Source organism: Streptomyces sp. NPDC003247 (assembly GCF_042888135.1).
GTDB lineage: Bacteria > Actinomycetota > Actinomycetes > Streptomycetales > Streptomycetaceae > Streptomyces.
Window position 1 is genome coordinate 842,612 of the sequence record NZ_JBIAPF010000002.1, and the last position, 22,922, is coordinate 865,533.

The 22,922-nt window shown below is 70.3% G+C and carries 19 protein-coding genes and 1 riboswitch; of the genes, 9 read left to right on the forward strand and 10 right to left on the reverse strand.

What is annotated here, in order from left to right; genetic code table 11:
* Positions 1–119 precede the first annotated feature (119 nt).
* The 4 genes from ACFYWQ_RS08725 (at position 120) to ACFYWQ_RS08740 (ending at position 4,668) form a co-directional block, all read left to right on the forward strand.
* Positions 120–1,100, forward strand: coding sequence for a tetratricopeptide repeat protein (locus ACFYWQ_RS08725; protein WP_389514430.1), 981 nt, complete (start codon positions 120–122; stop codon positions 1,098–1,100).
* 149 nt (positions 1,101–1,249) lie between these two features.
* A complete protein-coding gene (def, locus tag ACFYWQ_RS08730) occupies positions 1,250–1,900 on the forward strand; it encodes a peptide deformylase (protein WP_389514074.1) in 651 nt (216 codons plus the stop codon).
* 279 nt (positions 1,901–2,179) lie between these two features.
* Positions 2,180–3,301 carry an epi-isozizaene synthase gene (cyc1, locus tag ACFYWQ_RS08735; RefSeq protein ID WP_389514076.1) on the forward strand — a complete coding sequence of 374 codons (1,122 nt, stop codon included), beginning with the start codon at positions 2,180–2,182 and terminating at the stop codon, positions 3,299–3,301.
* Positions 3,298–4,668: a cytochrome P450 gene (locus ACFYWQ_RS08740; protein WP_389514078.1), complete on the forward strand. Its 1,371-nt coding sequence runs from the start codon at positions 3,298–3,300 to the stop codon at positions 4,666–4,668. Before cyc1 ends, ACFYWQ_RS08740 begins: the two co-directional genes overlap by 4 nt.
* A 22-nt stretch (positions 4,669–4,690) precedes the next feature.
* On the opposite strand, the gene ACFYWQ_RS08745 is transcribed toward ACFYWQ_RS08740, so the two are convergent.
* From ACFYWQ_RS08745 to ACFYWQ_RS08775, 7 genes are all read right to left on the reverse strand, one after another.
* Positions 4,691–5,653 (reverse strand): GlxA family transcriptional regulator, encoded by a 963-nt coding sequence (locus ACFYWQ_RS08745; RefSeq protein WP_389514081.1) that lies wholly within the window; start codon positions 5,651–5,653, stop codon positions 4,691–4,693.
* Between the two features lie 212 nt (positions 5,654–5,865).
* Positions 5,866–6,879, reverse strand: coding sequence for a ribonucleotide-diphosphate reductase subunit beta (locus ACFYWQ_RS08750; protein ID WP_389514083.1), 1,014 nt, complete (start codon positions 6,877–6,879; stop codon positions 5,866–5,868).
* On the reverse strand, positions 6,879–9,230 hold the full coding sequence (locus ACFYWQ_RS08755) for a ribonucleoside-diphosphate reductase subunit alpha (protein WP_389514085.1): 2,352 nt from the start codon (positions 9,228–9,230) through the stop codon (positions 6,879–6,881). The genes ACFYWQ_RS08750 and ACFYWQ_RS08755 overlap by 1 nt, the downstream gene beginning before the upstream one ends.
* 123 nt (positions 9,231–9,353) lie before the next feature.
* Positions 9,354–9,503: riboswitch (cobalamin riboswitch) on the reverse strand.
* A 40-nt stretch (positions 9,504–9,543) separates the two neighbouring features.
* On the reverse strand, positions 9,544–10,050 hold the full coding sequence (locus tag ACFYWQ_RS08760; RefSeq protein WP_389514087.1) for a GNAT family N-acetyltransferase: 507 nt from the start codon (positions 10,048–10,050) through the stop codon (positions 9,544–9,546).
* A gap of 88 nt (positions 10,051–10,138) precedes the next feature.
* Positions 10,139–11,767: a monocarboxylate uptake permease MctP gene (gene mctP, locus ACFYWQ_RS08765; protein WP_389514089.1), complete on the reverse strand. Its 1,629-nt coding sequence runs from the start codon at positions 11,765–11,767 to the stop codon at positions 10,139–10,141.
* Positions 11,764–12,030: a DUF3311 domain-containing protein gene (locus ACFYWQ_RS08770; RefSeq protein ID WP_389514091.1), complete on the reverse strand. Its 267-nt coding sequence runs from the start codon at positions 12,028–12,030 to the stop codon at positions 11,764–11,766. The genes mctP and ACFYWQ_RS08770 overlap by 4 nt, the downstream gene beginning before the upstream one ends.
* Before the next feature lie 167 nt (positions 12,031–12,197).
* Positions 12,198–12,962: a GntR family transcriptional regulator gene (locus tag ACFYWQ_RS08775; protein WP_389514093.1), complete on the reverse strand. Its 765-nt coding sequence runs from the start codon at positions 12,960–12,962 to the stop codon at positions 12,198–12,200.
* 421 nt (positions 12,963–13,383) lie between these two features.
* Here ACFYWQ_RS08775 and ACFYWQ_RS08780 point away from each other — a divergent pair, with 421 nt between their 5' ends.
* From ACFYWQ_RS08780 to ACFYWQ_RS08795, 4 genes are all read left to right on the forward strand, one after another.
* Entirely contained in the window at positions 13,384–14,664 is a 1,281-nt protein-coding gene (locus ACFYWQ_RS08780) for an extracellular solute-binding protein (protein WP_389514095.1), read from the forward strand.
* A gap of 78 nt (positions 14,665–14,742) precedes the next feature.
* Positions 14,743–15,732, forward strand: coding sequence for a carbohydrate ABC transporter permease (locus ACFYWQ_RS08785; protein WP_389514097.1), 990 nt, complete (start codon positions 14,743–14,745; stop codon positions 15,730–15,732).
* On the forward strand, positions 15,729–16,565 hold the full coding sequence (locus tag ACFYWQ_RS08790) for a carbohydrate ABC transporter permease (RefSeq protein WP_389514099.1): 837 nt from the start codon (positions 15,729–15,731) through the stop codon (positions 16,563–16,565). The genes ACFYWQ_RS08785 and ACFYWQ_RS08790 overlap by 4 nt, the downstream gene beginning before the upstream one ends.
* Before the next feature lie 7 nt (positions 16,566–16,572).
* Positions 16,573–18,057: a glycoside hydrolase family 3 protein gene (locus tag ACFYWQ_RS08795; protein ID WP_389514101.1), complete on the forward strand. Its 1,485-nt coding sequence runs from the start codon at positions 16,573–16,575 to the stop codon at positions 18,055–18,057.
* A 115-nt stretch (positions 18,058–18,172) separates the two neighbouring features.
* On the opposite strand, the gene nagB is transcribed toward ACFYWQ_RS08795, so the two are convergent.
* On the reverse strand, positions 18,173–18,958 hold the full coding sequence (gene nagB / locus ACFYWQ_RS08800) for a glucosamine-6-phosphate deaminase (protein WP_389514103.1): 786 nt from the start codon (positions 18,956–18,958) through the stop codon (positions 18,173–18,175).
* 634 nt (positions 18,959–19,592) lie between these two features.
* Here nagB and ACFYWQ_RS08805 point away from each other — a divergent pair.
* Complete coding sequence (locus ACFYWQ_RS08805) at positions 19,593–21,068, forward strand: sensor histidine kinase (RefSeq protein WP_389514105.1); 1,476 nt, start codon at positions 19,593–19,595, stop codon at positions 21,066–21,068.
* Positions 21,069–21,333: 265 nt separating this feature from the next.
* Here the strand turns inward: ACFYWQ_RS08805 and ACFYWQ_RS08810 are convergent, their stop codons facing one another.
* Positions 21,334–21,591, reverse strand: coding sequence for a WhiB family transcriptional regulator (locus tag ACFYWQ_RS08810; RefSeq protein WP_003992873.1), 258 nt, complete (start codon positions 21,589–21,591; stop codon positions 21,334–21,336).
* Positions 21,592–21,910: 319 nt separating this feature from the next.
* Entirely contained in the window at positions 21,911–22,879 is a 969-nt protein-coding gene (locus ACFYWQ_RS08815; RefSeq protein WP_389514106.1) for a diacylglycerol/lipid kinase family protein, read from the reverse strand.
* Positions 22,880–22,922: the final 43 nt, after the last annotated feature.

Genomic DNA, 22,922 nt, shown 5'->3' on the forward strand with positions numbered 1-22,922 from the left:
CCGCCGGTGGGTAACCCATGGGTAATGAGCGACCTTCCAGCCACACGTGGTTGGATGCGAGGGAGAGGGTGTCCGGGGGCACCGGCCAGCCCACACCACGGCACTGGCAGGCGGGAATCGTGAGGATCTTCGGCAAGGGACGGCACCGGCCCTCCGCCTCCTGGCGGCAGGCCACCGACCGCGCGTTCACCCTGATCGGCGACGGCCGGTACGAGGACGCGGGGGCGCTGCTGACACGTGCCGCCGATCTGGAGCCCTGGCTGTCCGAGTCCTGGTTCAACCTGGCCCTGCTGCACAAGTTCCGGCACGACTGGGAGCAGGCCCGCACCGCCGGGCTGCGCGCGGTCGCCCTCCTCGACCGGGAGAGCGGCGCCCCCGACTGGTGGAACGTCGGCATCGCGGCGACCGCCCTCCAGGACTGGCCGCTGGCCCGCCGCGCCTGGCAGGCCTACGGGCTGAACGTGCCGGGTGCTGCCACCGTCGTCGGCGAGCCCCTCGGAATGGACCTGGGCAGCGCCGCCGTACGGCTGTCCCCGGAGGGGGAGGCCGAGGTGGTGTGGGGGCGGCGGCTGGACCCGGCCCGGATGGAGGTGCTGTCGATCCCGCTGCCGTCGTCCGGGCGGCGCTGGGGCGAGGTCGTGTTGCACGACGGGGTGCCGCACGGCGAGCGGACCACGTCCGCCGGGCACGCCTACCCCGTCTTCGACGAGATCGAGCTGTGGGCGCCGTCCCCGGTGCCGACCTGGGTGGTCCTGCTGGAGGCCGCCACCGAGTCCGACCGGGACGCGCTGGAACAGCTGGCGGGCGACGCGGGGTTCGCCGCGGAGGACTGGTCGTCGTCGGTGCGGCTGCTGTGCCGGATGTGCTCGGAGTCGCGGATGCCCTCCGATGAGGGCGACGGCGAGCACCTGGACCCGCACGACCACAGCGAACCGGGGCATCCCGGGCCGCTCGGGCACCGTACCGACGGCCAGTTGTGGGTGCCGGAGCGGGAGTGCGGGGTGGCCGCGCCGGCGTCTCTGGTGCGGGGCCTGCTGGACGGGTGGGTCGCCGACAGCCCGGACTCCAGGGATTGGCGTGATCTCGAAGAGGTCTGCTGAGGCCGGCTCCCGGCGGCGGGCCCGTCGTGTCCGGTCGCGCCCCCGCGGCGGAGCCGCATGCCGGACACGGCCGCGCGCCCCTTCCGGGCGCGTCCCCGTACCCTGTATCCGCAACTTCACCCCCCGTTTTGAGGAAGGCATCGTCGGTCATGGCGCAGCAGGACACCGATCAGCAGCACGCGGGCGTGCTCCCCGTGGACGACGAGGGCTTCGTCATCGACACCCAGGACACCGAGGAGCGGGAGCGGGCGTACCGTGAGCGCGGCACCTCGCGGCCGATCACCGTCGTCGGCAACCCCGTCCTGCACAAGGAGTGCAAGGACGTCACCGAGTTCGACGACGAGCTGCTGAAGCTGGTGGACGACATGTTCGCCAGCCAGCGCACCGCCGAGGGCGTGGGCCTGGCCGCCAACCAGATCGGCGTCGACCTCAAGGTCTTCGTCTACGACTGCCCCGACGACGATGGCGTGCGGCACGTCGGTGTGGTGTGCAACCCCAAGCTCGTCGAACTGCCCGCCGACCGGCGCCGGCTGGACGACAGCAACGAGGGCTGCCTGTCGGTGCCGACCGCGTACGCGCCGCTCGCGCGGCCGGACTACGCCGAGGTGACCGGTCAGGACGAGAAGGGCAACCCGATCAAGGTACGCGGCACCGGATACTTCGCACGGTGTTTGCAGCACGAGACCGACCACCTCTACGGGTACCTGTACATCGACCGCCTCTCCAAGCGCGAACGCAAGGACGCGCTGCGGCAGATGGCCGAGAACGAGCCTCGCTACCCCGTGGTCGCCAACGACTGAGCCGCGCTCCGCGCTTCCGCACCCCAGACGCCTGGCCGGGATTCCCCCCGGCCAGGCGTCGTTCGTGTGTCCGACGCACGTTCGATCGCTGCTGCACATCTACTGAGCCGCAATCGGTCATGCGACGGGGGATTCTCGTCAGGTTGAGGGAGTGAATGCAGCAAATCCGTTCCCAGAGCGGTCAGTTGTAGGGCTGAATGGGATGTGCGGGGATACGCAACGGCGCACGCCCGGCTTGGCGGGAGAGGTGTGCGCACCGGCGGCTGAGAGGGGTTGTTCGTGCCAGCTTTCCCATACAGCACCACATACAGCACCACATGCAGCACCACATGCAGCACCACGGCGACGGTGACCGCGGTCGCGGTCCCGTCCACGCTCTCCCTCCCGGTCATCGAGGCGGTGTTTCCCCGGCAACTGCACCCGTATTGGCCCCGGTTGCAGGAGAAGACGCGCTCCTGGCTGCTCGAAAAGCGGCTCATGCCGGCCGACAAGGTCGCCGAATATGCCGACGGCCTGTGCTACACCGACCTGATGGCGGGGTACTACCTCGGTGCCTCCGAGGAGGCGCTCCAGGCCATCGCCGACTACAGCGCGTGGTTCTTCGTCTGGGACGACCGGCACGACCGCGACGTCGTGCACGGCCGGGCCGGCGACTGGCGGAGGCTGAGGTCGCGCCTGCACGCGGCGCTGGACGCGCCGGACGACCACCTGCGGCATGAGGATCCGCTGGTCGCCGGGCTGGCGGACAGCGTGGGCCGGCTGTTCTCCTTCCTCCCCGGCACCTGGAACGCCCGGTTCGCCCGGCACTTCCACGCCGTCATCGAGGCCTACGACCGGGAATTCCGCAACCGCGTCGAAGGACGCGTCCCGGCCGTCGAGGAGTATCTCGCGCTGCGCCGGCTCACCTTCGCCCACTGGGTCTGGACGGATCTACTGGAACTGAGCGCGGGACACGAAATACCGGAACCGATACGAAAACACCCGGCCTATCGGCGGGCGGCCCTGCTGAGCCAGGAATTCGCCGCCTGGTACAACGACCTCTGCTCACTCCCCAAGGAAATAGCGGGCGATGAGGTGCACAATCTCGGAATCAGTCTCGTCACCCATGAGGGAATGAGCCTGGAAGAAGCCGTCGAGGAAGTCCGGCGGCGCATCGAGCGATGCATATCGGATTTCCTGGCCGTGGAGCGGGACGTACTGCGGCTGGCCGACCGGGTCGACGACGGGACGGTCCACGGAAAGCAGCTGAGCACCGCCGTCGGTGCCTGTCTCGCGAACATGCGGAACTGGTTCAGCTCCGTCTACTGGTTCCACCACGAGTCGGGCCGCTACCGGGTCGACAGCTGGGACGACCGGTCCACCCCTCCGTACGTCAGCAACGAACCGGCAGGTGAGAAATGACCGTCGAGTCGGTGAAACCCGCGACGCCCGACGCCCCGGAACTGCGGGAGCCGCCCCTGGCCGGCGGCGGGATTCCGCTTCTCGGCCACGGCTGGCGGCTCGCCAGGGGTCCGCTGGCCTTCATGACCCGGCTGCGCGACCACGGCGACGTCGTCCGCATCAAGCTCGGCCCCAAGACGGTCTACGCCGTCACCGACCCCGGCCTCACCGGAGAGCTGGCCCTCGACCCCGACTACATCATCGCCGGACCCCTGTGGGAGTCCCTGGAGGGCCTGCTCGGCAACGAGGGCGTGGCCACCGCCAACGGGCCGCTGCACCGGCGCCAGCGACGCACCATCCAGCCCGCGTTCCGGCTCGACGCCATCCCGGCCTACGGGCCGATCATGGAGGAGGAGACGCACGCGCTCGCCGAGCGCTGGAAGGACGGCCGGACGGTCGACTGCACCTCGGAGGCGTTCCGCATCGCGGTCCGCGTCGCCGCCCGCTGCCTGCTGCGCGGCCGGTTCATGGACGAACGCGCGGAGCGGCTGTGCACCGCCCTCGCCAGCGTGTTCCAAGGTATGTACCAGCGCATGGTGGTACCGCTCGGACCGCTGTACAAACTACCGCTTCCGGCCAACCGTGAATTCAACCGGGCTCTGGCCGATTTACATCTCCTGGTCGACGAGATCATCGCCGAACGCCGGGCATCCGGTCAAAGGCCGGACGATTTGCTGACGGCATTGCTGGAAGCGAAGGACGACAATGGCGACCCCATCGGGGAACAGGAGATCCACGATCAGGTCGTCGCGATACTCACCCCCGGCAGCGAAACCGTCGCGGCCACGATCATGTCTCTGCTGCTGGTCCTCGCCGACCACCCGGAACACGCCGACAAAGTGCGCGCCGAGGTCGAGGACGTAACCGGGGGGCGGCCCGTCGCATTCGAGGACGTGCGCAAGCTGACGCACACCAACAACGTCGTCGTGGAAGCCATGCGTCTGCGCCCCGCCGTATGGATTCTGATGCGGCGGGCGGTCACCGACACCGAACTCGGCGGGTATCGCATTCCGGCCGGTGCCGACATCGTGTACAGCCCGTACGCGATCCAGCGCGACCCCCGTTCCTACCGGCGGCACCTGGACTTCGACCCCGACCGGTGGCTCCCCGAGCGGTCGGGCGACGTTCCGAAGTACGCCATGCGCCCCTTCGGGGTGGGCAAGCGCCAGTGCCCCGGCGACCACTTCTCCATGGCCCTGCTCACCCTGGTCACGGCGGTGCTCGCGGGCACGTTCCGCTTCGAGCAGGTCGCCGGCTCCGACGCCGCGACCCGGGTGGGCATCACCCTGCGCCCGAAGCGGCTGCTGCTGACGCCGGTACCCCGCTGACCGGTGCGTCTCCGGCGTACGGTCAGGCGGCCGACGGCCCGCGGAACGTGCGCCGGTAGGCGTTCGGGGTGGTGCCCAGCGCCCGCACGAACTGGTGCCGCAGCGCCGCCGCCGTCCCGAAACCGGCGCGCCCGGCGATCGCGTCGACCGTCTCGTCCGTCGACTCCAGCAGGTGCTGGGCGAGCAGGACGCGCTGGCGCAGGAGCCAGCGGTAGGGGGTGGTGCCGGTCTCCTGCTGGAAGCGGCGGGCGAAGGTGCGCGGTGCCATGTGCGCGCGGGCCGCGAGCTGCTCGACGGTGACCTCCCGGTCGAGGTGCCGCTCCATCCAGGCGAGCACCTCGCCCACCGTGTCGCACCGCGACCGGGGCAGCGGCCGTTCGACGTACTGGGCCTGGCCGCCGTCCCGGTGCGGCGGTACGACCATCCGCCGGGCGATCCGGTTGGCGACCTCGGGCCCCTGCTCCTTGCGGACCAGGTGCAGACAGGCGTCGATCCCGGCGGCCGTGCCGGCCGACGTGATCACGGGGTCGTCGTCGACGTAGAGGACGTCGGGCTCGACGTCCGTGCGCGGATACCGCCGGGCGAGCTGCTCCGCGTGCCGCCAGTGCGCCGCGCAGCGCCGCCCGTCCAGCAGCCCCGCCGCGCCCAGCACGAACACCCCGGAACAGACGCTCAGCACCCGCGTCCCGCGGTCCACGGCCCGCCGCAGCGCGTCGAGCAGCTCGGGCGGGTAGTCGCGTGTCAGGTACGCCTTCCCGGCCGGCACGGCGATCAGGTCGGCGCTCTCCAGGCGTTCCAGGCCGTGCTCCGTGCGCACCCCGAAACCTGCGGGGGTGGTCAGCGCGGGCCCCTCCCCGGAGGCGACCGCGAAGTCGTACACCGGCAGCCCCTCGTCACTGCGGTCGAGGCCGAACACCTCGCACACCACACCGAGTTCGAAGGGGTGCACACCGTCGAGGACGACCGCGACCACGTTCTTCAGCATGCCGCCAGTGTGCCGTGCGAGTGGCAGGATTTTGAAGGTGTACGGCAGTCCTGCCACTGCCATGAGCGTCACGGGCGCACGATGCTTACCCCCATGAACGCACTCGGCTCCTACCTCACGGTCCTGGTTCTCTTCCTCCTCCTCGCGGGTCCGGCGCTCGTGGGACTGGCCCGCGAACGCCGGATCGACCGTCAACTGAGGGCGGCCAGGACTCAGAAGTCCTCGTCCAGGTCGACCGTGCCCTCCACGGCCACCTGGTACGCCGACACCCGGCGCTCGAAGAAGTTGGTCAGCTCCTGAACGCCCTGCAACTCCATGAAGGAGAACGGGTTCTCCGAGCCGTACACCGGGGCGAAGCCGAGGCGCGTCAGTCGCTGGTCGGCGACGCACTCCAGGTACTGCCGCATCGAGTCGGTGTTCATGCCGGGGAGCCCGTCACCGCACAGGTCGCGCGCGAACTGAAGCTCGGCCTCGACGGCCTCCCGCAGCATGTCGGTGACCTGCTGCTGGAGCCGGTCGTCGAAGAGGTCCGGCTCCTCCTTGCGGACGGTGTCGACGACGTCGAACGCGAAGGACATGTGCATGGTCTCGTCCCGGAACACCCAGTTGGTGCCGGTGGCGAGGCCGTGCAGCAGGCCCCGGCTGCGGAACCAGTAGACGTACGCGAAGGCGCCGTAGAAGAACAGGCCCTCGATGCACGCGGCGAAGCAGATCAGGTTGAGCAGGAAGCGGCGCCGGTCGGCCTGGGACTCCAGGCGGTCCAGCTTCTCCACCGAGTCCATCCAGCGGAAGCAGAACTCGGCCTTCTCGCGGATGGAGGGGATGTTCTCGACGGCGGCGAAGGCGGCCGCGCGGTCGTCCGGATCGGGGAGGTAGGTGTCCAGGAGGGTCAGGTAGAACTGGACGTGGACCGCTTCCTCGAAGAGCTGCCGGCTGAGGTACAGCCGTGCCTCGGGGGAGTTGATGTGCTTGTACAGCGTCAGCACCAGGTTGTTCGCGACGATCGAGTCGCCCGTCGCGAAGAAGGCGACCAGCCGGCCGATCAGGTGCTGCTCGGCCGGCGTGAGCTTCGCGAGGTCGGCCACGTCCGAGTGGAGGTCGACCTCCTCCACGGTCCAGGTGTTCTTGATGGCGTCCCGGTAGCGCTCGTAGAAGTCCGGGTAGCGCATGGGGCGCAGAGTCAGCTCGAAGCCGGGGTCGAGAAGGTTCTTCGTGGTGGAGCTCATTACTGGCAGGCCTCGCAGGACTCGGGGTTTTCCAGGGAACAGGCGACGGCGTCCTCGGGCGCCGGCTGCTGGACGGGAACGGTGGCCTGCGCGGCGCGGGCGATGCGGGTCGCCGGGCGCGAGCGCAGGTAGTACGTCGTCTTCAGGCCCGATTTCCAGGCGTACGCGTACATCGAGGAGAGCTTGCCGATGGTCGGCGTCTCCAGGAACAGGTTCAGGGACTGCGCCTGGTCCAGGTACGGGGTGCGGGCGGCGGCCATGTCGATCAGGCCGCGCTGCGGGATCTCCCAGGCGGTGCGGTAGAGGGCGCGGACGTCGGCCGGGATCCAGGTGAAGTCCTGCACCGAGCCGCCCGAGTCGCGCAGCGCCTCGCGGGTGCGCGCGTCCCAGACGCCGAGCTCCTTGAGCTCCCGCACCAGGTAGGAGTTGACCTGGAGGAACTCGCCGGACAGCGTCTCGCGCTTGAACAGGTTGGACACCTGCGGCTCGATGCACTCGTAGACGCCCGCGATGGACGCGATGGTGGCGGTCGGCGCGATGGCGAGGAGCAGGGAGTTGCGCAGACCGGTGCCGGCGATGCGCTCGCGCAGGGCCGCCCAGCGGTCCGGCCAGGTGAACTCGACGCCGTAGTGGTCCGGGTGCAGGACGCCCCGGGCGGTGCGGGTCTTCTCCCAGGCCGGCAGCGGGCCGTTGCGCTCGGCGAGGTCGGCGGAGGCCTCGTACGCGGCGAGCATGACGCGCTCGGCGATCCGGGTGGAGAGGGCCTTGGCCTCGGGGGAGTCGAAGGGCAGGCGCAGCTTGAAGAAGACGTCCTGGAGGCCCATCGCGCCGAGGCCGACCGGGCGCCACCGGGCGTTGGAGCGGCCCGCCTGCTCGGTCGGGTAGAAGTTGATGTCGACGACGCGGTCGAGGAAGGTGACGGCGGTGCGGACGGTGTCGTCCAGCCGCTGCCAGTCGATGCCGTCGCCGTCGACGAAGGCGCCGAGGTTCACCGATCCCAGGTTGCAGACCGCCGTCTCCCCGTCGTCGGTGACCTCCAGGATCTCCGTGCAGAGGTTGGAGGAGTGCACGACGTGGCCCGGCGTCGCGGTCTGGTTGGCGGTGCGGTTGGCGGCGTCCTTGAAGGTCATCCAGCCGTTGCCGGTCTGCGCGAGGGTGCGCATCATCCGGCCGTACAGCTCGCGCGCCGGGATCGTCCTCCGCGCCAGGCCCGCCGCCTCGGCCCCGCGGTAGGCCGCGTCGAACTCCTCGCCCCACAGGTCGACCAGCTCGGGCACGTCGGAGGGGGAGAAGAGGGACCACTGCGCGTCGGCGTTCACCCGGCGCATGAACTCGTCGGGGATCCAGTGCGCGAGGTTCAGGTTGTGCGTACGGCGGGCGTCCTCACCGGTGTTGTCGCGCAGCTCCAGGAACTCCTCGATGTCCGCGTGCCAGGTCTCCAGGTAGACCGCGGCCGCGCCCTTGCGCCGGCCGCCCTGGTTCACGGCGGCGACGGAGGCGTCGAGGGTCTTCAGGAACGGGACGATGCCGTTGGAGTGCCCGTTGGTGCCGCGGATGAGGGAGCCGCGGGAGCGGATCCGGGAGTACGACAGCCCGATGCCGCCGGCGTGCTTGGAGAGGCGGGCGACCTGGTGGTAGCGGTCGTAGATCGAGTCCAGCTCGTCCTTGGGGGAGTCGAGGAGGTAGCACGACGACATCTGGGGGTGCCGGGTGCCGGAGTTGAAGAGCGTCGGGGAGGAGGGGAGGTAGTCGAGGCGGCTCATGAGCCCGTAGAGCGCGGCGACTTCGTCCACGGCCCGCGCGGTGTCGTCCTCGGCGAGTCCGGCGGCGACGCGCAGCAGGAAGTGCTGGGGCGTCTCGACGACCTTGCGGGTGATCGGGTGGCGCAGGAGGTAGCGGCTGTGCAGGGTGCGCAGGCCGAAGTACCCGAAGCGGTCGTCGGCGTGCGGGTCGACCAGCGCGTCGAGCCGCGCGCCGTGCAGCGTGACGAACGCGGCCGTCCGGTCGGCGATCAGCCCCTCCCGGTGTCCCACGGCGACGGACCCGGTGAAGGAGGTCACGCCCTGGGAGGCGGCCTCGGCGCGGATGCCGAGGGTGAGCAGACGGGCGGCCAGCCGGGAGTAGGCGGGGTCCTCGGAGATGAGGCCGGCGGCCGCCTCCGTGGCCAGCTCGCGCAGTTCCGTCTCGTCCGCCCGCGCGGAGCGGCCCCGCAGGGCGGCGGCGGCGACCCGGCCCGGGTCGCCGTCGGGCAGGTCGGCGGTCAGCTCGGTCAGGGTCCGCAGCAGGGCGGTACCGGGGCCGTCGGTGTCCTGCGGGGTGGCTGAAGCCGGATCGGCTGGCGCGATGGTCACGTGGGGGCTCTCCCTCGCTCGGCAAGGGGCCTGGCGGAGGGCAGGGGGCAGCACACGAGCGCGCACGGCGTCGCGTCCACCGGCCCACTCCACGAGGCCCGGACGTCAAGGCACCCGAGCCGGACGGCCGGGCGCACTGTCGGCAGGTCCTCGGACTGGACGGGTGTGCGCACATGGGTAGGCGCGCACACGAGTACACCGTTGCGGGACAGTTCCGGATTCACACCGGATTCCCCTGCGGCGACAGCGAGCACGAGCATACATCTTGTGCTCGCCCGTCACGCCACCCCCAGATGTTGTGTTGCCGGTGATCTCAGAGCGTCAACCGGTAGGTCAGGAGAGTGATGTCGTCCAGGTGCGGCACGGGATTCCAGTCCCGCTCGGGTGTGCGGACGAAGCCCAGCCGCTCGTAGAGCCGGTGGGCGGTGTGCATGGCCCGCTGGCTCGACAGCACGACGGCCGTGCAGCCCCGCGTGGTCCGCGCACGCTCCACACAGGCCCGCACGAGGGCCTCGCCGGCGCCCCGGCCGCGCTGCTCGCGCGCGACCGCCAGCGCGCGGATCTCGGCCTCGCCGGGCCGGGCGATGTCGGCGACGGGCCCGGGGCCCGGTACGAAGGTGACCCCGCCCAGGAGCAGGTCGCCCGCCACGGCCACGAGGACGGTGGCGGCGGCCGCCCGCGCGGCCACGTCCTTCAGCACGGGCAGGTACGCGTCGCCCTCGCCGTAGTCGAGGAGGCCGTCGTCGAGATAGGCGCGGGCGGTCAGGTCGCCGAGGCCGGCGTGTTCGGAGGGTTCCGCTTCCCGGATCCTTATGTCCATGGCGCGCAGTGTGCCCCACGCACACGACGGTGGGCCGCCGGATTTCTCCGCCGGCCCACCGAGAGCCTTGCCGCGTGCGACGTTCCGGCTAGTGGGACGTTCCGGCGGTCGCCGGCGGCAGCTCCACCTGGACGCCCGGGTCGCCGGCGTCCGCCGTGTAGTCCTCCGGGCTCGTCTCGTCGACGCCCTCCGGGGCCTTCAGCGCCTTCAGCACGAAGGTGAGGACCACCGTCACCACCACGTTCAGCACGAACGCCGTCAGACCGATATACCCGATCTCGCCGATGCCGGGGATCTCCTTCGCCGACCCGCCGAAGTGCTTCTGGGTGGGGGAGGCCACGCCGTAGGCGGCGAGCGTGCCGTAGAGCATGCCGACGGCCCAGCCCGCGAGCAGCGCCCAGCGGTGGAACCAGCGGGTGAACAGGCCGCCGACCAGGGCCGGGAAGGTCTGGAGGATCCAGATGCCGCCGAGGAGCTGGAAGTTGATGGCGACCGTCTTGTCCATCGTCAGGACGAACGCCAGGGCGCCCACCTTCACCAGCAGCGAGACCAGCTTGGAGACGCGGGTCTCCTCCTTGGGCGTCGCGTCCGGCTTGATGAAGTCCTTGTAGATGTTGCGGGTGAACAGGTTCGCGGCCGCGATGGACATGATCGCCGCCGGGACCAGCGCGCCGATGCCGATCGCGGCGAAGGCCACGCCCGCGAACCAGTCCGGGAACATGTCCTCGAACAGCTGCGGGATGGCCAGCTGCCCGTTGGTGACCTTGACGCCGGCCGCGATCGCCATGAAGCCCAGCAGGGCCAGCAGGCCGAGCATGAGGGAGTACAGCGGCAGGATCGTGGTGTTGCGGCGGATCACGTCACGGCTCTTGGAGGACAGCGTCGCGGTGATCGAGTGCGGGTACATGAAGAGCGCCAGCGCGGAGCCCAGGGCCAGCGTGGCGTACGTCCACTGACCCGCCTCGGCCGGCGCCAGCGCGCCCCGCGGCTTGCCCGTCGCCGGGTTGGTCTGCGCGAACGCGTCACCCGCCTTGGCGAAGACGTCGTCGAACCCGCCCAGCTTGATCGGGATGTAGATGATCGCCACCGCGATCACGATGTAGATCAGCGTGTCCTTCACGAACGCGATCAGGGCGGGCGCGCGCAGCCCCGACGAGTAGGTGTACGCGGCCAGCACGCCGAAGGCGAGCAGCAGCGGCAGGTCCTTGACGAACCAGTTGGTGTTCTCGCCGCCGCCGACCCCCATCACGTCCAGCACGGCCTGGATGCCGACGAGCTGGAGCGCGATGTACGGCATGGTCGCGAGGATGCCGGTGACGGCCACGGCCAGCGACAGGCCCTTGGACCCGAACCGGCCGCGCACGAAGTCCGAGGTGGTGACGTACCCGTGCTTGTGCGAGACCGACCAGAGGCGGGGCAGGAAGGTGAAGATCAGCGGGTAGACGAGGATCGTGTACGGGACCGCGAAGAAGCCGGACGCGCCGGCCGCGTAGATCGCCGCCGGGACCGCCACGAACGTGTAGGCCGTGTACAGGTCGCCACCGAGCAGGAACCAGGTGATCCAGGTGCCGAACGACCGGCCGCCCAGGCCCCATTCGTCGAGGCTGTGCTCGTTCTCGGCCCTGCGCCAGCGGGCCGCGAGGAAGCCCATGACGGTCACGGCCAGGAAGAAGAGGACGAAGACGGTGAGTGCGACGCCGTTGACCTCGTTGTTCATCGGGACGCACCCCCGTCCGAGGCCTTGCGGGCGCGCTGGTCACGCTGCCACAGCCGGTACGCGATCATCGTGAGCACGGTGGAGATCAGCACCCAGGCCATCTGGTACCAGTAGAAGAAGGGGATGCCGATCAGCGTCGGCTCCACCTTCGCGTACGAGCCGACCCAGAGCATCGCCACGAAAGGCGCGAACAGGCAGAGGGCGATGACGACGCGTACGGGCGTCACCACCGGACCTCTTGAGACGTGTGGTGCTTCCGGCATCGGGCGACTCCATCCCCTCGTTGATCGCGCGTGCAACGCACGCGAAATGTAGGGGACGGATAAAGGTCAGCGGAAGACCTCGTCCGGATATCGGGACCTCCGCTCCTGCCCGCTCCACCCGAACCGGGGGGGCGGGAGCTCGGTGGGAGCTCGGCCGCGGTGGCCGCCTACTCCTGCGGGCGCTTCAGCCGGGCCACGAACTTGTAGCGGTCCCCCCGGTAGACGGACCGCACCCACTCCACCGGCTTGCCCGCCTTGTCCAGGGAGTGCCGGGACAGCATCAGCATCGGCAGGCCCACGTCGGTGCCGAGCAGGCCCGCCTCGCGCGGGGTGGCCAGGGAGGTCTCGATGGTCTCCTCGGCCTCCGCGAGGTGGACGTCGTAGACCTCGGCGAGGGCGGTGTAGAGGGACGTGTACTTGACCAGCGACCTGCGCAGGGCGGGGAAGCGCTTGGCCGACAGGTGCGTCGTCTCGATCGCCATGGGCTCGCCGTTGGCCATGCGCAGCCGTTCGATGCGCAGCACGCGTCCGCCGGCGGTGATGTCGAGGAGCCCGGCCAGCCGGTCGTCGGCCGTGATGTAGCCGATGTCCAGGAGCTGGGAGGTGGGTTCGAGGCCCTGGGCGCGCATGTCCTCGGTGTACGAGGTCAGTTGCAGCGCCTGGGAGACCTTGGGCTTGGCGACGAACGTGCCCTTGCCCTGGATGCGCTCCAGCCGGCCTTCGACCACCAGTTCCTGGAGGGCCTGGCGCACGGTCGTGCGCGAGGTGTCGAACTCGGCCGCGAGGGTCCGCTCGGGCGGCACGGGGGTGCCGGGCGACTGGGTCTCCGTCATGTCGAGCAGGTGCTTCTTCAGGCGGTAGTACTTGGGCACGCGCGCGGTACGGACGGTAGCCCCACCCTCGTTCTCCGCACTGCTGACGTCGGTGCTCATGGCCTGCCTTCCCGGCTCCGGATGCCGAACGGCCGACATCCCATCGGCCGCGGCTCACATCGTGGCACGGGTTCGTGGGCGGGGTGACCGGTGCGGGTGACCTCGCACGCTCCGTGATCCCCTCTGTATACCCGCGGGACCCGTCTTGGTCTAGTCCAGCACGCCGTCGTAGGGCGGTGGTCCGTTCCGCGCGAGGGCCTTCGGCGGGCGCCCCGGAAATTGAAAAGTCCCTGCATATCGCGGTCGCGTAACGGACGACTCGGCGCCTGTGAAGCACCCTTGACAGCCCTATTGGTCTGAGCCAAGCTCCCCGTACTGGTCTACACCATTGGTCCAGGTCCTGGCCCCACGGACGGTACGCGTTGACGCTCGACCGCGGCGGGGAGGCAGGGGGGTTTGTGGCATCCCTGAGGAGGATGGCGTGAAGCGCAAGCTGATAGCCGCGATCGGTATCGCGGGCATGATGGTCTCCATCGCGGCGTGCGGGGACAGCGACAAGGGGGGCTCGGACAAGGGTGCCGAGGCTAAGGAGCTGACGGTCTGGCTCACCGTCGACGCCCAGAACAACTGGCCCGAGCTGGTGAAGGCCGCCGACGCGGCGGTGCAGAAGAAGCACCCCGGCCTCAAGATCGACCACGAGTACTACGGCTGGCCGGACAAGAACGCCAAGCTCGACGCGGTCCTCGCCACCGACAAGGCCCCCGACGTCGTCGAGATGGGCAACACCGAGATGCTCGGCTACATGGTCAAGGGCGCCTTCGCCCCCCTCGACGCCTCGCAGTTCGACAACTCCTCCGCCTGGCTGGACGGCCTCAAGACCTCGGTGACCTACGAGGACAAGACCTACGGCGTCCCCTACTACGCCGGCGGCCGCGTCGGCAACTGGCGCAAGGACCTCTTCGCCGCCGCGGGCGTGAAGACCGCCCCGACCACCTACGCCGAGCTGACCGCCGCCCTGGACAAGGTCCAGAAGAAGGAGGGCGACAGCTTCAGCGCCTGGTACCAGCCCACCCGCGACTGGTACGCGGCCATGTCCTTCGTCTACGACGCCGGCGGCTCCATCGCGACCGAGTCGGGCGGCCAGTGGAAGGCCAACCTCTCCTCGCCGGAGTCCCTCAAGGGCCTCAACGAGTTCAAGAAGATCGTCGACACCTACATGCACGGCGACAAGACCAAGGACGAGTCCGACCGCTACATCGTCTACGGCCAGGGCAAGTCCGGCATGATCTTCGCCCCCGCCTGGGAGGGCGCCACCGCCGCGGCCCCGGAGAACGACAAGACGGGCAAGCTCAAGGACAACGTCGAGAACTTCGTGCTGCCCGGCCCGTCCGGCAAGAACCTCCCGGTCTTCCTGGGCGGCTCCGACCTGGCCGTGCCGGTGAAGTCGGACGCGCAGGACCTCGCCGCCGAATGGATCAACGCCTTCACCGGCCCCTCCGGCCAGAAGGGTCTGATGGCCAAGGGCAACCTGCCCAACAACAAGACCGACCTCGCGACCCTGAAGAACGACCCCGAGACGGTCGTGCCGGCCACCGCCGCCGAGTCCAACTGGTTCGTCCCGATGGCCCCCGGCTGGGGCCAGGTCGAGAAGGCCCAGGTGCTCCAGACCATGCTCCAGAACATCGGCACCGGCAAGAAGACGGTCGAGGAGGCCGCGAAGGAGGCGGACGCCGCGATCGACAAGGTCATCAACACCAAGTGACCTGAGAGCAGGGCCCCGACCCCCCAGGGTCGGGGCCCTGCTTCCCGGACGACCGAGGGACCGCTGAGGAGCGCGCGGATGAGTGCCGCAGACACGACCACCCCTGCCAAGGTGCCGCCGACGCGGCCCTCACCCCCACCACGGGCCGCCGCGGGAAAGCCACCGGGACGGCGGGGCGCGGCCGGCGCCGGCACCCCCTGGCTGCTGCTCGCGCCCTGTCTGCTGGTCCTCGCGCTGGTGATGGGCTATCCGCTGGTCCGCCTGGTCACCCTGTCCTTCCAGAAGTTCGGCCAGTCCCAGCTCTGGGGCTTCCAGCCCGCCGAGTCCGTCGGCTTCGACAACTTCTCGGGCGTGCTGGGCGACGGCGAGTTCTGGCAGGTCGTCCTGCGCACGATCGTCTTCGCCGCCGGCTGCGTGCTCCTCACGATGGTCCTCGGCATGCTGATCGCGCTGCTCCTCCAGCGGGTCTCCGGCTGGGTGAAGACCCTGGTCAACATCGCCCTGGTGGCCAGTTGGGGGATGCCGGTCATCGTCGCCACCACCGTCTTCAAATGGCTCTTCGACTCCGACTACGGCATCCTCAACGCGGTCCTGAGCAGGCTCCCCGGGGTCGAGCTGATCGGCCACAACTGGTTCGCGAGCGGACCGCAGGGCCTCGCCGTCATCATGCTGCTGGTGATCTGGGGCGCGGTGCCCTTCGTGGTGATCACCCTCAGCGCCGGCCTCACCCAGGTCCCGGCCGAGCTGGAGGAGGCCGCCCGCCTCGACGGCGCCGGCGCCTGGGGCGTCTTCCGGTACGTCACCCTGCCCATCCTCAAACCGGTCGTCGTGATGCTCACGACCCTGTCGGTCATCTGGGACATGGGCGTCTTCCCGCAGGTCTTCGTGATGCGCAACGGCCACCCGGAGCCCGAGTTCCAGCTGCTGACGACGTACTCCTACGACCGCGCCTTCGTCGTCAACGACTACGGGCAGGGCTCGGCGATCGCCCTGATCACCGTGCTGCTCCTGCTCGGGGTGGTCGCCGTCTACATGCGCCAGATGCTGAAGATCGGAGAGGTCGAATGAGTACGGTGTCCGCTCCGGGGCGGTCGAAGCTCGGCTGGAACCTCCTCGGTCTCCTGGTCTTCGCCGTCGCCGGCTTCCCCGTCTACTGGATGCTCAACACGGCGTTCAAACCGGCGAAGGACGCCATCGACCCCGAGCCGAGCCTGCTGCCGACCGGCGGGACCTTCTCCAACTTCGGCCGCGCGCTCGACATCGCCGACTTCTGGGGCCCGGTCGGGCGCAGCCTGGCCGTCTCGCTGACGGTCGTCGCGATCGGCGTCGCCGTCGGCATGCTGGCCGCCCTCGCCATCTCCCGGTTCGCCTTCCGCGGCCGCAAGATCGTGATCGTGGGCATCCTGGCCGTGCAGATGGTCCCGCTGGTCGCCATGATCATCCCGGTCTTCCTGCTCCTGAACGACCTGGACCAGTACGACAAGCTGTCCGGCCTGATCATCACCTATCTGACCTTCATCCTCCCGTTCACGGTGTGGACCCTGCGCGGCTTCATCGTCAACATCCCCAAGGAACTGGAGGAGGCCGCGATGGTCGACGGCTGCACCCGCACCGGCGCCTTCGTCCGCGTCGTCTTCCCGCTCCTGGCCCCCGGCATGGTCGCCACCTCGGTCTACGCCTTCATCCAGGCCTGGAACGAGTACCTCTACGCCCTGATGCTGCTCAGCCAGAAGAACCAGACCGCGACCGTCTGGCTCGGCAACTTCACCACCAAGCACGGCACCGAGTACGCCCCGATGATGGCGGGCGCCACCATGATGGCCGTCCCGATCGTCGCCCTGTTCCTCCTCGTCCAGCGCAAGATGGCCGCGGGTCTCACCGCGGGCGCGGTGAAGGGATGACGCCCCGATGACGACCATCGCCAGCGGCACCGACACGCTCACCCGGGACGCCCTGACCGTCCTCCAGCCCGGCTTCCCCGGCACCACCGCCCCCGACTGGCTGCTGCGCCGCCTCGGCGAGGGCCTGGCCTCGGTCGGCCTGTTCGGCCGCAACATCGCCTCCCCGGACCAACTCGCCGCCCTCACCGCACAGCTGCGCGCCGAACGGGACGACGTCCTGGTCGCGATCGACGAGGAGGGCGGAGACGTCACCCGCCTGGAGGTGCGCACCGGCTCCTCCTTCCCCGGCAACCACGCGCTGGGCGCGGTGGACGACGTGGACCTGACCCGCCGGGTCGCCCACGAGCTGGGCCGCCGGCTCGCTGAGTGCGGGGTGAACCTCAACTGGGCCCCGTCGGCGGACGTGAACTCCGACCCGGCGAACCCGGTGATCGGGGTCCGTTCCTTCGGCGCGGACCCCGGCCTGGTCGCCCGGCACACCGCCGCCTATGTCACCGGCCTCCAGTCCGCCGGCGTGGCGGCCTGCACCAAGCACTTCCCCGGCCACGGCGACACGGCCGTCGACTCCCACCACGCGCTGCCGCGCGTCGACGTGCCGGCGGCCGTCCTCGCGGAGCGGGAGCTGATCCCGTTCCGGGCGGCCATCGGCGCCGGCACCCGGGCGGTCATGAGCGCCCACATCCTGGTCCCGGCCCTGGACCCGGTCCGCCCCGCGACGCTGTCCCGCCGCATCCTCACCGGCCTCCTCCGCGAGGAACTCGGTTACGACGGTCTGATCGTCACCGACGGCATGGAGATGCGGGCCGTCGCCGGCACCTACGGCATCGAGCGCGGCAGCGTCCTCGCGATCGCCGCCGGCGCCGACGCCATCTGCGTGGGCGGCGGCCTCGCCGACGACGAGACGGTGCGCCGTCTGCGCGACGCCCTGACCACCGCGGTGCGCACCGGGGAACTGCCCGAGGAGCGCCTGGCCGACGCGGCGCGGCGGGTACGGTCCCTGGCCCGCTGGACGGCCTCGGCACCCACCGCGGCCGCCGAGGCGGAGCGGGACATCGGCCTGACCGCAGCCCGCCGCGCCCTGCGCGTCACCCGCGCCGACGGCTTCACCCCGCTCACCGGGGCCCCCTACGTCGCCGCCCTCACCCCCGTCGCCAACATCGCCGTCGGCGACGAGACGCCGTGGGGCGTGGCCGCCGAGCTCGCCCGTCTGCTGCCCGGTACCGGGACGGGCAGCTTCTCCGGCGAGCACGCGGGGCGCGCGGCGCTGGCCGCGGCGGGGGAGCGGCGCATCGTGGCCGTGGTCCGCGACGAACACCGCCACCCGTGGATGGCGGCGGCCCTGGACACGCTCCTCGCCGCCCGCCCCGACACGCTCGTCGTCGAGATGGGCGTCCCCCAGGCCGCTCCCCGCGGCGCCCTCCACCTCGCCACCCACGGCGCGGCCCGCGTCTGCGGCCGGGCGGCGGCGGAGGTCGTCGCGGGCACCCGGTGACCCACCGGTCCGCCGCACGCCGAAGGCGCCGGCCCCGGGAGGGGACCGGCGCCTTCGGCTGCGCGCGGGGCAGGAGCCGGGCGCGCGGGGCAGGTGCCACGTGTGCGGGCAGGTGCTAGATGCCCTGCCACTCCGGCTTGTTCGCGTACGTGTGCCGGAAGTACTCGGCGAGCTTCAGCTTGGCCGCGGCGGCCTCGTCGACGACGACCGTGGCGTGCGGGTGCAGCTGGAGCGCGGAGGCCGGGCAGACCGCGGCGACCGGCCCCTCGACGGTCGCCGCGACCGCGTCCGCCTTGCCCTCGCCCGTCGCGAGCAGCACCAGGTGCCGCGCCTCCAGGATGGTGCCGATGCCCTGCGTGATGACGTGGTGCGGGACCTGCTCGATGTCCCCGTCGAAGAACCGGGCGTTGTCGACGCGGGTCTGCTCGGTCAGCGTCTTGATCCGCGTCCGGGAGGCCAGCGAGGAGCAGGGCTCGTTGAACCCGATGTGTCCGTCGGTGCCGATGCCGAGCAGTTGCAGATCGACCCCGCCGGACTCGGCCAGCGTCCGGTCGTACGCCGCGCACGCCGCCGGGACGTCCTCGGCCGTGCCGTCGGGGCCGAGGAACGCGTCCATGCCGATGCCGAGCGGCTCCAGCACCTCCCGCCGCAGCACGGAGCGGTAGGACTCCGGATGGTCGGCGGGCAGCCCCACGTACTCGTCGAGCTGGGCGATCCGCGCCCGTGAGGTGTCCACGGCACCGGAGCGCACCCTGGCCGCGAGCGCCCGGTAGACCGGCAGCGGGGTGGAGCCGGTGGCCACGCCGAGCAGGGCGTCGGGCTTGCGCCGCAGGAGGTGGGCCATGGCCTCGGCGATGAGCTCGCCGCCCGACCTGGCATCCGGAACGATGACAACTTCCACGCTGGGCCTGCCGTTCTGGAAAGAGAGCTGAAGGGCTGGAAGGAGGAGCCGGAAAGGGCTCGACACGGGCGACCGTAAGGCTAAGTGGTTTAGACCAATTTTAACAGAGGGGGATCCCGCGGGCACGGCGTACGACGGCGGCCGGCCGGGGTGCGCGGCACCGTCCGGCGCACGCGGGCGGAGGCGCGACGGCGCGAGCGGGAGGAAGTCGACGCGTGCGCGGAAATTGCCCCGCCCAACCGCCCCGCAGAGCAACCCGCACAGGCTAGGCTGCGGTGTGGATACTAGGGCGTCCGACTAGTCCCCCGATTCGGGCGGCGGGTACGCTGACCGATTCCGGCGCATCACCTCCGGCGCATGGACACAGGCAACTGGTCTAGTCCACAATCGAGTGGACGTCGTGCGAAGGAGCACCACCGCACTTCCGCCTTCCCCGCACAGGAGGGCGGACGGAGGATCCGGAGCTCTCTGCCCTGACTGCCCCGGCTCCTCACCTTTCGGCCGACCGGGACCGCACACCCCACGGCCGGGATTGCTCCGGGCTGCGGTGCCGGGAGGGCTGAGGGTCCCTCTCAGGCGCCGCGGCCCGCGGGTGTTTTTCGGCCGGGTCCGGCGCACGGGTACGCTCGCAGACGTGCCCTCCATGAACGAACTCGTACGCCAGCACACCGCACTCGGCGACTCCGACCTCGAGTGGCTCCACCTGCTGGTCTCGGAGTGGCAGCTGCTCTCCGACCTCTCCTTCGCCGACCTGGTCCTGTGGGTCCCCACCCGCGACGGCACCCGCTACGTCTCCGTCGCCCAGATGCGCCCCAACACCGGCCCCACCTCCTACCAGGACGACATGGTCGGTCACCTCGTGCCCCGCGGCCGCCGCCCCCTGCTGGACGCCGCCCTCGACGAGGGCCGGATCGTGCGCGAGGGCGACCCGGAGTGGCGCGAGGAGGTCCCCGTCCGGGTCGAGTCCATCCCCGTCCGGCGGGACGGCCGTGTCCTCGGCGTCATCGCCCGCAACACCAACCTGCTCACCGTGCGCACCCCGAGCCGTCTGGAGCTGACCTACCTCCAGAGCGCCTCCGACCTCGCGCAGATGATCGCGGCCGGCTCCTTCCCCTTCCCCGACCAGCAGATGGACATGGACGCGGCCCCCCGGGTCGGGGACGGCCTGATCCGCCTCGACGCGGACGGCATCGTCCAGTACGCCTCCCCGAACGCGCTGTCCGCCTACCACCGCATGGGCCTCGCCTCCGACCTGGTCGGGCAGCACCTCGGCCAGATCACCGCCGAACTCGCCCCGACCCGGGGCCCGGTGGACGAGGCGCTCGCCAAGGTCGCCAGCGGCTGGGCGCCCCGCGAGTTCGAGATCGAGGCCCACGACGGGGTCATCCAGTTCCGTGCGATCCCGCTCAAGCCCAAGGGCGCTCGCATCGGCTCCCTGGTCCTCCTCCGGGACGTCACGGAACTGCGACGCCGCGAGCGGGAGTTGATCACCAAGGACGCCACCATCCGGGAGATCCACCACCGGGTGAAGAACAACCTCCAGACGGTGGCGGCCCTGCTGCGCCTCCAGGCCCGGCGCATCGAGTCCGAGCGTGGCCGGGAGGCCCTGGAGGAGGCCGTGCGCCGGGTCGGCTCGATCGCCATCGTCCACGAGACGCTGTCCCAGAACCTGGACGAGCGGGTGGAGTTCGACGAGATCGCCGACCGTGTCCTCGCCATGGTGGCGGAGATCTCCCCGGGCAAGGTCACCGGCCGCCGCAGCGGACGCTTCGGCATCCTGGACGCGGAGGTCGCCACCCCGCTCTCCATGGTCCTCACCGAGATCCTCCAGAACGCGCTGGAGCACGGGTTCCGCGAGGGCGACACCGGCACCGTCGAGGTCTCCGCCGTCCGGGGCGGCTCCACCAAGGAGGCCCGGCTGCTGGTCACCGTCCAGGACGACGGCGTCGGCCTGCCCGCCGGCTTCGACCCGCACACCTCCGGCAACCTCGGCCTCCAGATCGTACGGACGCTGGTCGAAGGGGAGTTGGGCGGCACCTTCGACATGGTCCCGGCGCCGGAGCGCGGCACCCAGGTCATCCTGGACATCCCGGTGCGGGCCCAGAAGTAGGACCGGGTACAGAAGCGGGGCCGGGTGCAGAAGCGGGGCCGGGTGCAGAAGCAAGGCCCGGTGCAGAAGCGGGGCCAGGTGCAGAAGCAAGGCCGGCCCCCGGGTGCACAGCACGAAGCCCCGGACCGTTCCAGGTCCGGGGCTCGAATGCTCGTTGCCAGCGATTGCTGCGCATCGGGGGTACTGCGCGCTGCGGCTCGGGGGCGGGAGTTGCGTACTCGCTGTACGCGCCGCCAAGCTCAGGCTGTGTGCGGGGCGGGTGTTGTCAGGCGGAGGCCTGACGGGCCCGGTTGCGGGCGGCGCGGCGCTTCATCGCGCGGCGCTCGTCCTCGCTGAGACCACCCCAGACGCCGGAGTCCTGACCGGACTCGAGCGCCCACTGCAGACACTGCTCGATAACGGGGCAGCGACGGCAGACGGCCTTGGCTTCCTCGATCTGCAGCAGCGCAGGACCGGTGTTGCCGATGGGGAAGAAGAGCTCGGGGTCTTCCTCGCGGCAAACGGCGTTGTGACGCCAGTCCATGGCTGCTACCTCTCCTTGGTAAAACGTGCAAGTTGCTTGTGAATGTGAACGCTTTCACGAATCCCTCAACAAGTGAAGGGCCACCAGCCAGGTTTCCTGGCGTGGTCCTGTGGATTGAAGAGGGGTTCCGGTGATCAGTGGAGGCTGGTGTTGCGGGCCGTCCCGATCGCCACGTAGAGACTCGCAAACCTCAGCGGCGGATACAACCCCTTCCGGAAAGTTTTTTTTGATTCCTCGGTGTCGACTAGGTCACAGCCGTACTTCCATGGGGTGGATCCTGGCCTAAACGTTCGAGTGAAAGGACTTCAGCCCTTTCTGCTCACACAATCACACGCAGTGCACGGCGTACGCCTGTGAACGTCACGCTGGTACGCAGCCCCAGGTGGTCACCGTCCATCTGGAGAGGGAGCGGCACCTTCGAATGCAAGGTGAACTGGTCCAGATCGTGCAGGGAGACGGCGTGCTTGCCATAGGGACCCCGCTGGGGGGACGAAGTGAGCAACTGCGTCCCATACCGGACAACCGCGGCGGTGGACAGACGACTGAGACCGAATACGTCGAGCCCGGTATCGAACGAGGCCTTAGGTGACGCGTACACCGGGCGATTGCCCAGATAGGTCCACGGAGCCGTGTTGCAGACGATGGACAGCACCAAATCGGTCACCGGCTCGGCGCCCGGACGCTCCAGGGTGATCGAGCCGTGCCGGCGCTGCGGTTCGCCCAGGAGCTGGCGCACGGCTTGGCGGACGTAGAGAGCGTGTGTGGATTTCCTGCCGCGTTCGCGGTGCTGCTCGACCCGGCCCACCACACCCGCGTCGAAGCCGAGCCCGGCGTTGAAGGTGAACCAGCGGGCCGGCACCGCCTCGTCCTCCGTGCCGGGCGTGCCCGAGGTCAGTCCCAGCCCGACCGTGCGCTCCCGGCCCTCGCGCAGCGCGTCCAGCAGGGCGCCGGTCGCCTCCACGGGATCGTTGGGCAGACCGAGGGCGCGGGCGAAGACGTTGGTGGAGCCACCGGGGACCACGGCGAGACCGGGCAGGCGCTCGGGGTCGGGCCCGTCGTGCAGCAGGCCGTTGACCACCTCGTTGATCGTGCCGTCGCCGCCCAGGGCGACGACCATGTCTATGTCCTCGCTCTGCGCCGCCTGCCGGCCCAGATCGCGCGCGTGCCCCCGGTACTCGGTGGTGACCGCCTCGAGCTTCATCTCGCTCGCGAGCGCGTGGATGAGGACGTCACGCGTCCGTGCACTCGTAGTGGTTGCTGCCGGGTTGACCACGAGAAGTGCACGCATGGAGGGCAGCGTACCTACTGGGTGGTACCCGGGCCCAGGCCGT

Bases quoted from the DNA above. Each gene is read 5' to 3' on its own strand.
- ACFYWQ_RS08790 (WP_389514099.1), top strand. From the start codon at position 15,729: ATGAGTACGGTGTCCGCTCCGGGGCGGTCGAAGCTCGGCTGGAACCTC.
- ACFYWQ_RS08815 (WP_389514106.1), bottom strand. From the start codon at position 22,879: ATGCGTGCACTTCTCGTGGTCAACCCGGCAGCAACCACTACGAGTGCA.
- mctP (WP_389514089.1), bottom strand. From the start codon at position 11,767: ATGAACAACGAGGTCAACGGCGTCGCACTCACCGTCTTCGTCCTCTTC.
- ACFYWQ_RS08810 (WP_003992873.1), bottom strand. From the start codon at position 21,591: ATGGACTGGCGTCACAACGCCGTTTGCCGCGAGGAAGACCCCGAGCTC.
- ACFYWQ_RS08740 (WP_389514078.1), top strand. From the start codon at position 3,298: ATGACCGTCGAGTCGGTGAAACCCGCGACGCCCGACGCCCCGGAACTG.
- ACFYWQ_RS08750 (WP_389514083.1), bottom strand. From the start codon at position 6,879: ATGAGCTCCACCACGAAGAACCTTCTCGACCCCGGCTTCGAGCTGACT.
- ACFYWQ_RS08760 (WP_389514087.1), bottom strand. From the start codon at position 10,050: ATGGACATAAGGATCCGGGAAGCGGAACCCTCCGAACACGCCGGCCTC.
- ACFYWQ_RS08775 (WP_389514093.1), bottom strand. From the start codon at position 12,962: ATGAGCACCGACGTCAGCAGTGCGGAGAACGAGGGTGGGGCTACCGTC.
- ACFYWQ_RS08785 (WP_389514097.1), top strand. From the start codon at position 14,743: ATGAGTGCCGCAGACACGACCACCCCTGCCAAGGTGCCGCCGACGCGG.
- ACFYWQ_RS08795 (WP_389514101.1), top strand. From the start codon at position 16,573: ATGACGACCATCGCCAGCGGCACCGACACGCTCACCCGGGACGCCCTG.
- ACFYWQ_RS08770 (WP_389514091.1), bottom strand. From the start codon at position 12,030: ATGCCGGAAGCACCACACGTCTCAAGAGGTCCGGTGGTGACGCCCGTA.
- ACFYWQ_RS08745 (WP_389514081.1), bottom strand. From the start codon at position 5,653: ATGCTGAAGAACGTGGTCGCGGTCGTCCTCGACGGTGTGCACCCCTTC.
- def (WP_389514074.1), top strand. From the start codon at position 1,250: ATGGCGCAGCAGGACACCGATCAGCAGCACGCGGGCGTGCTCCCCGTG.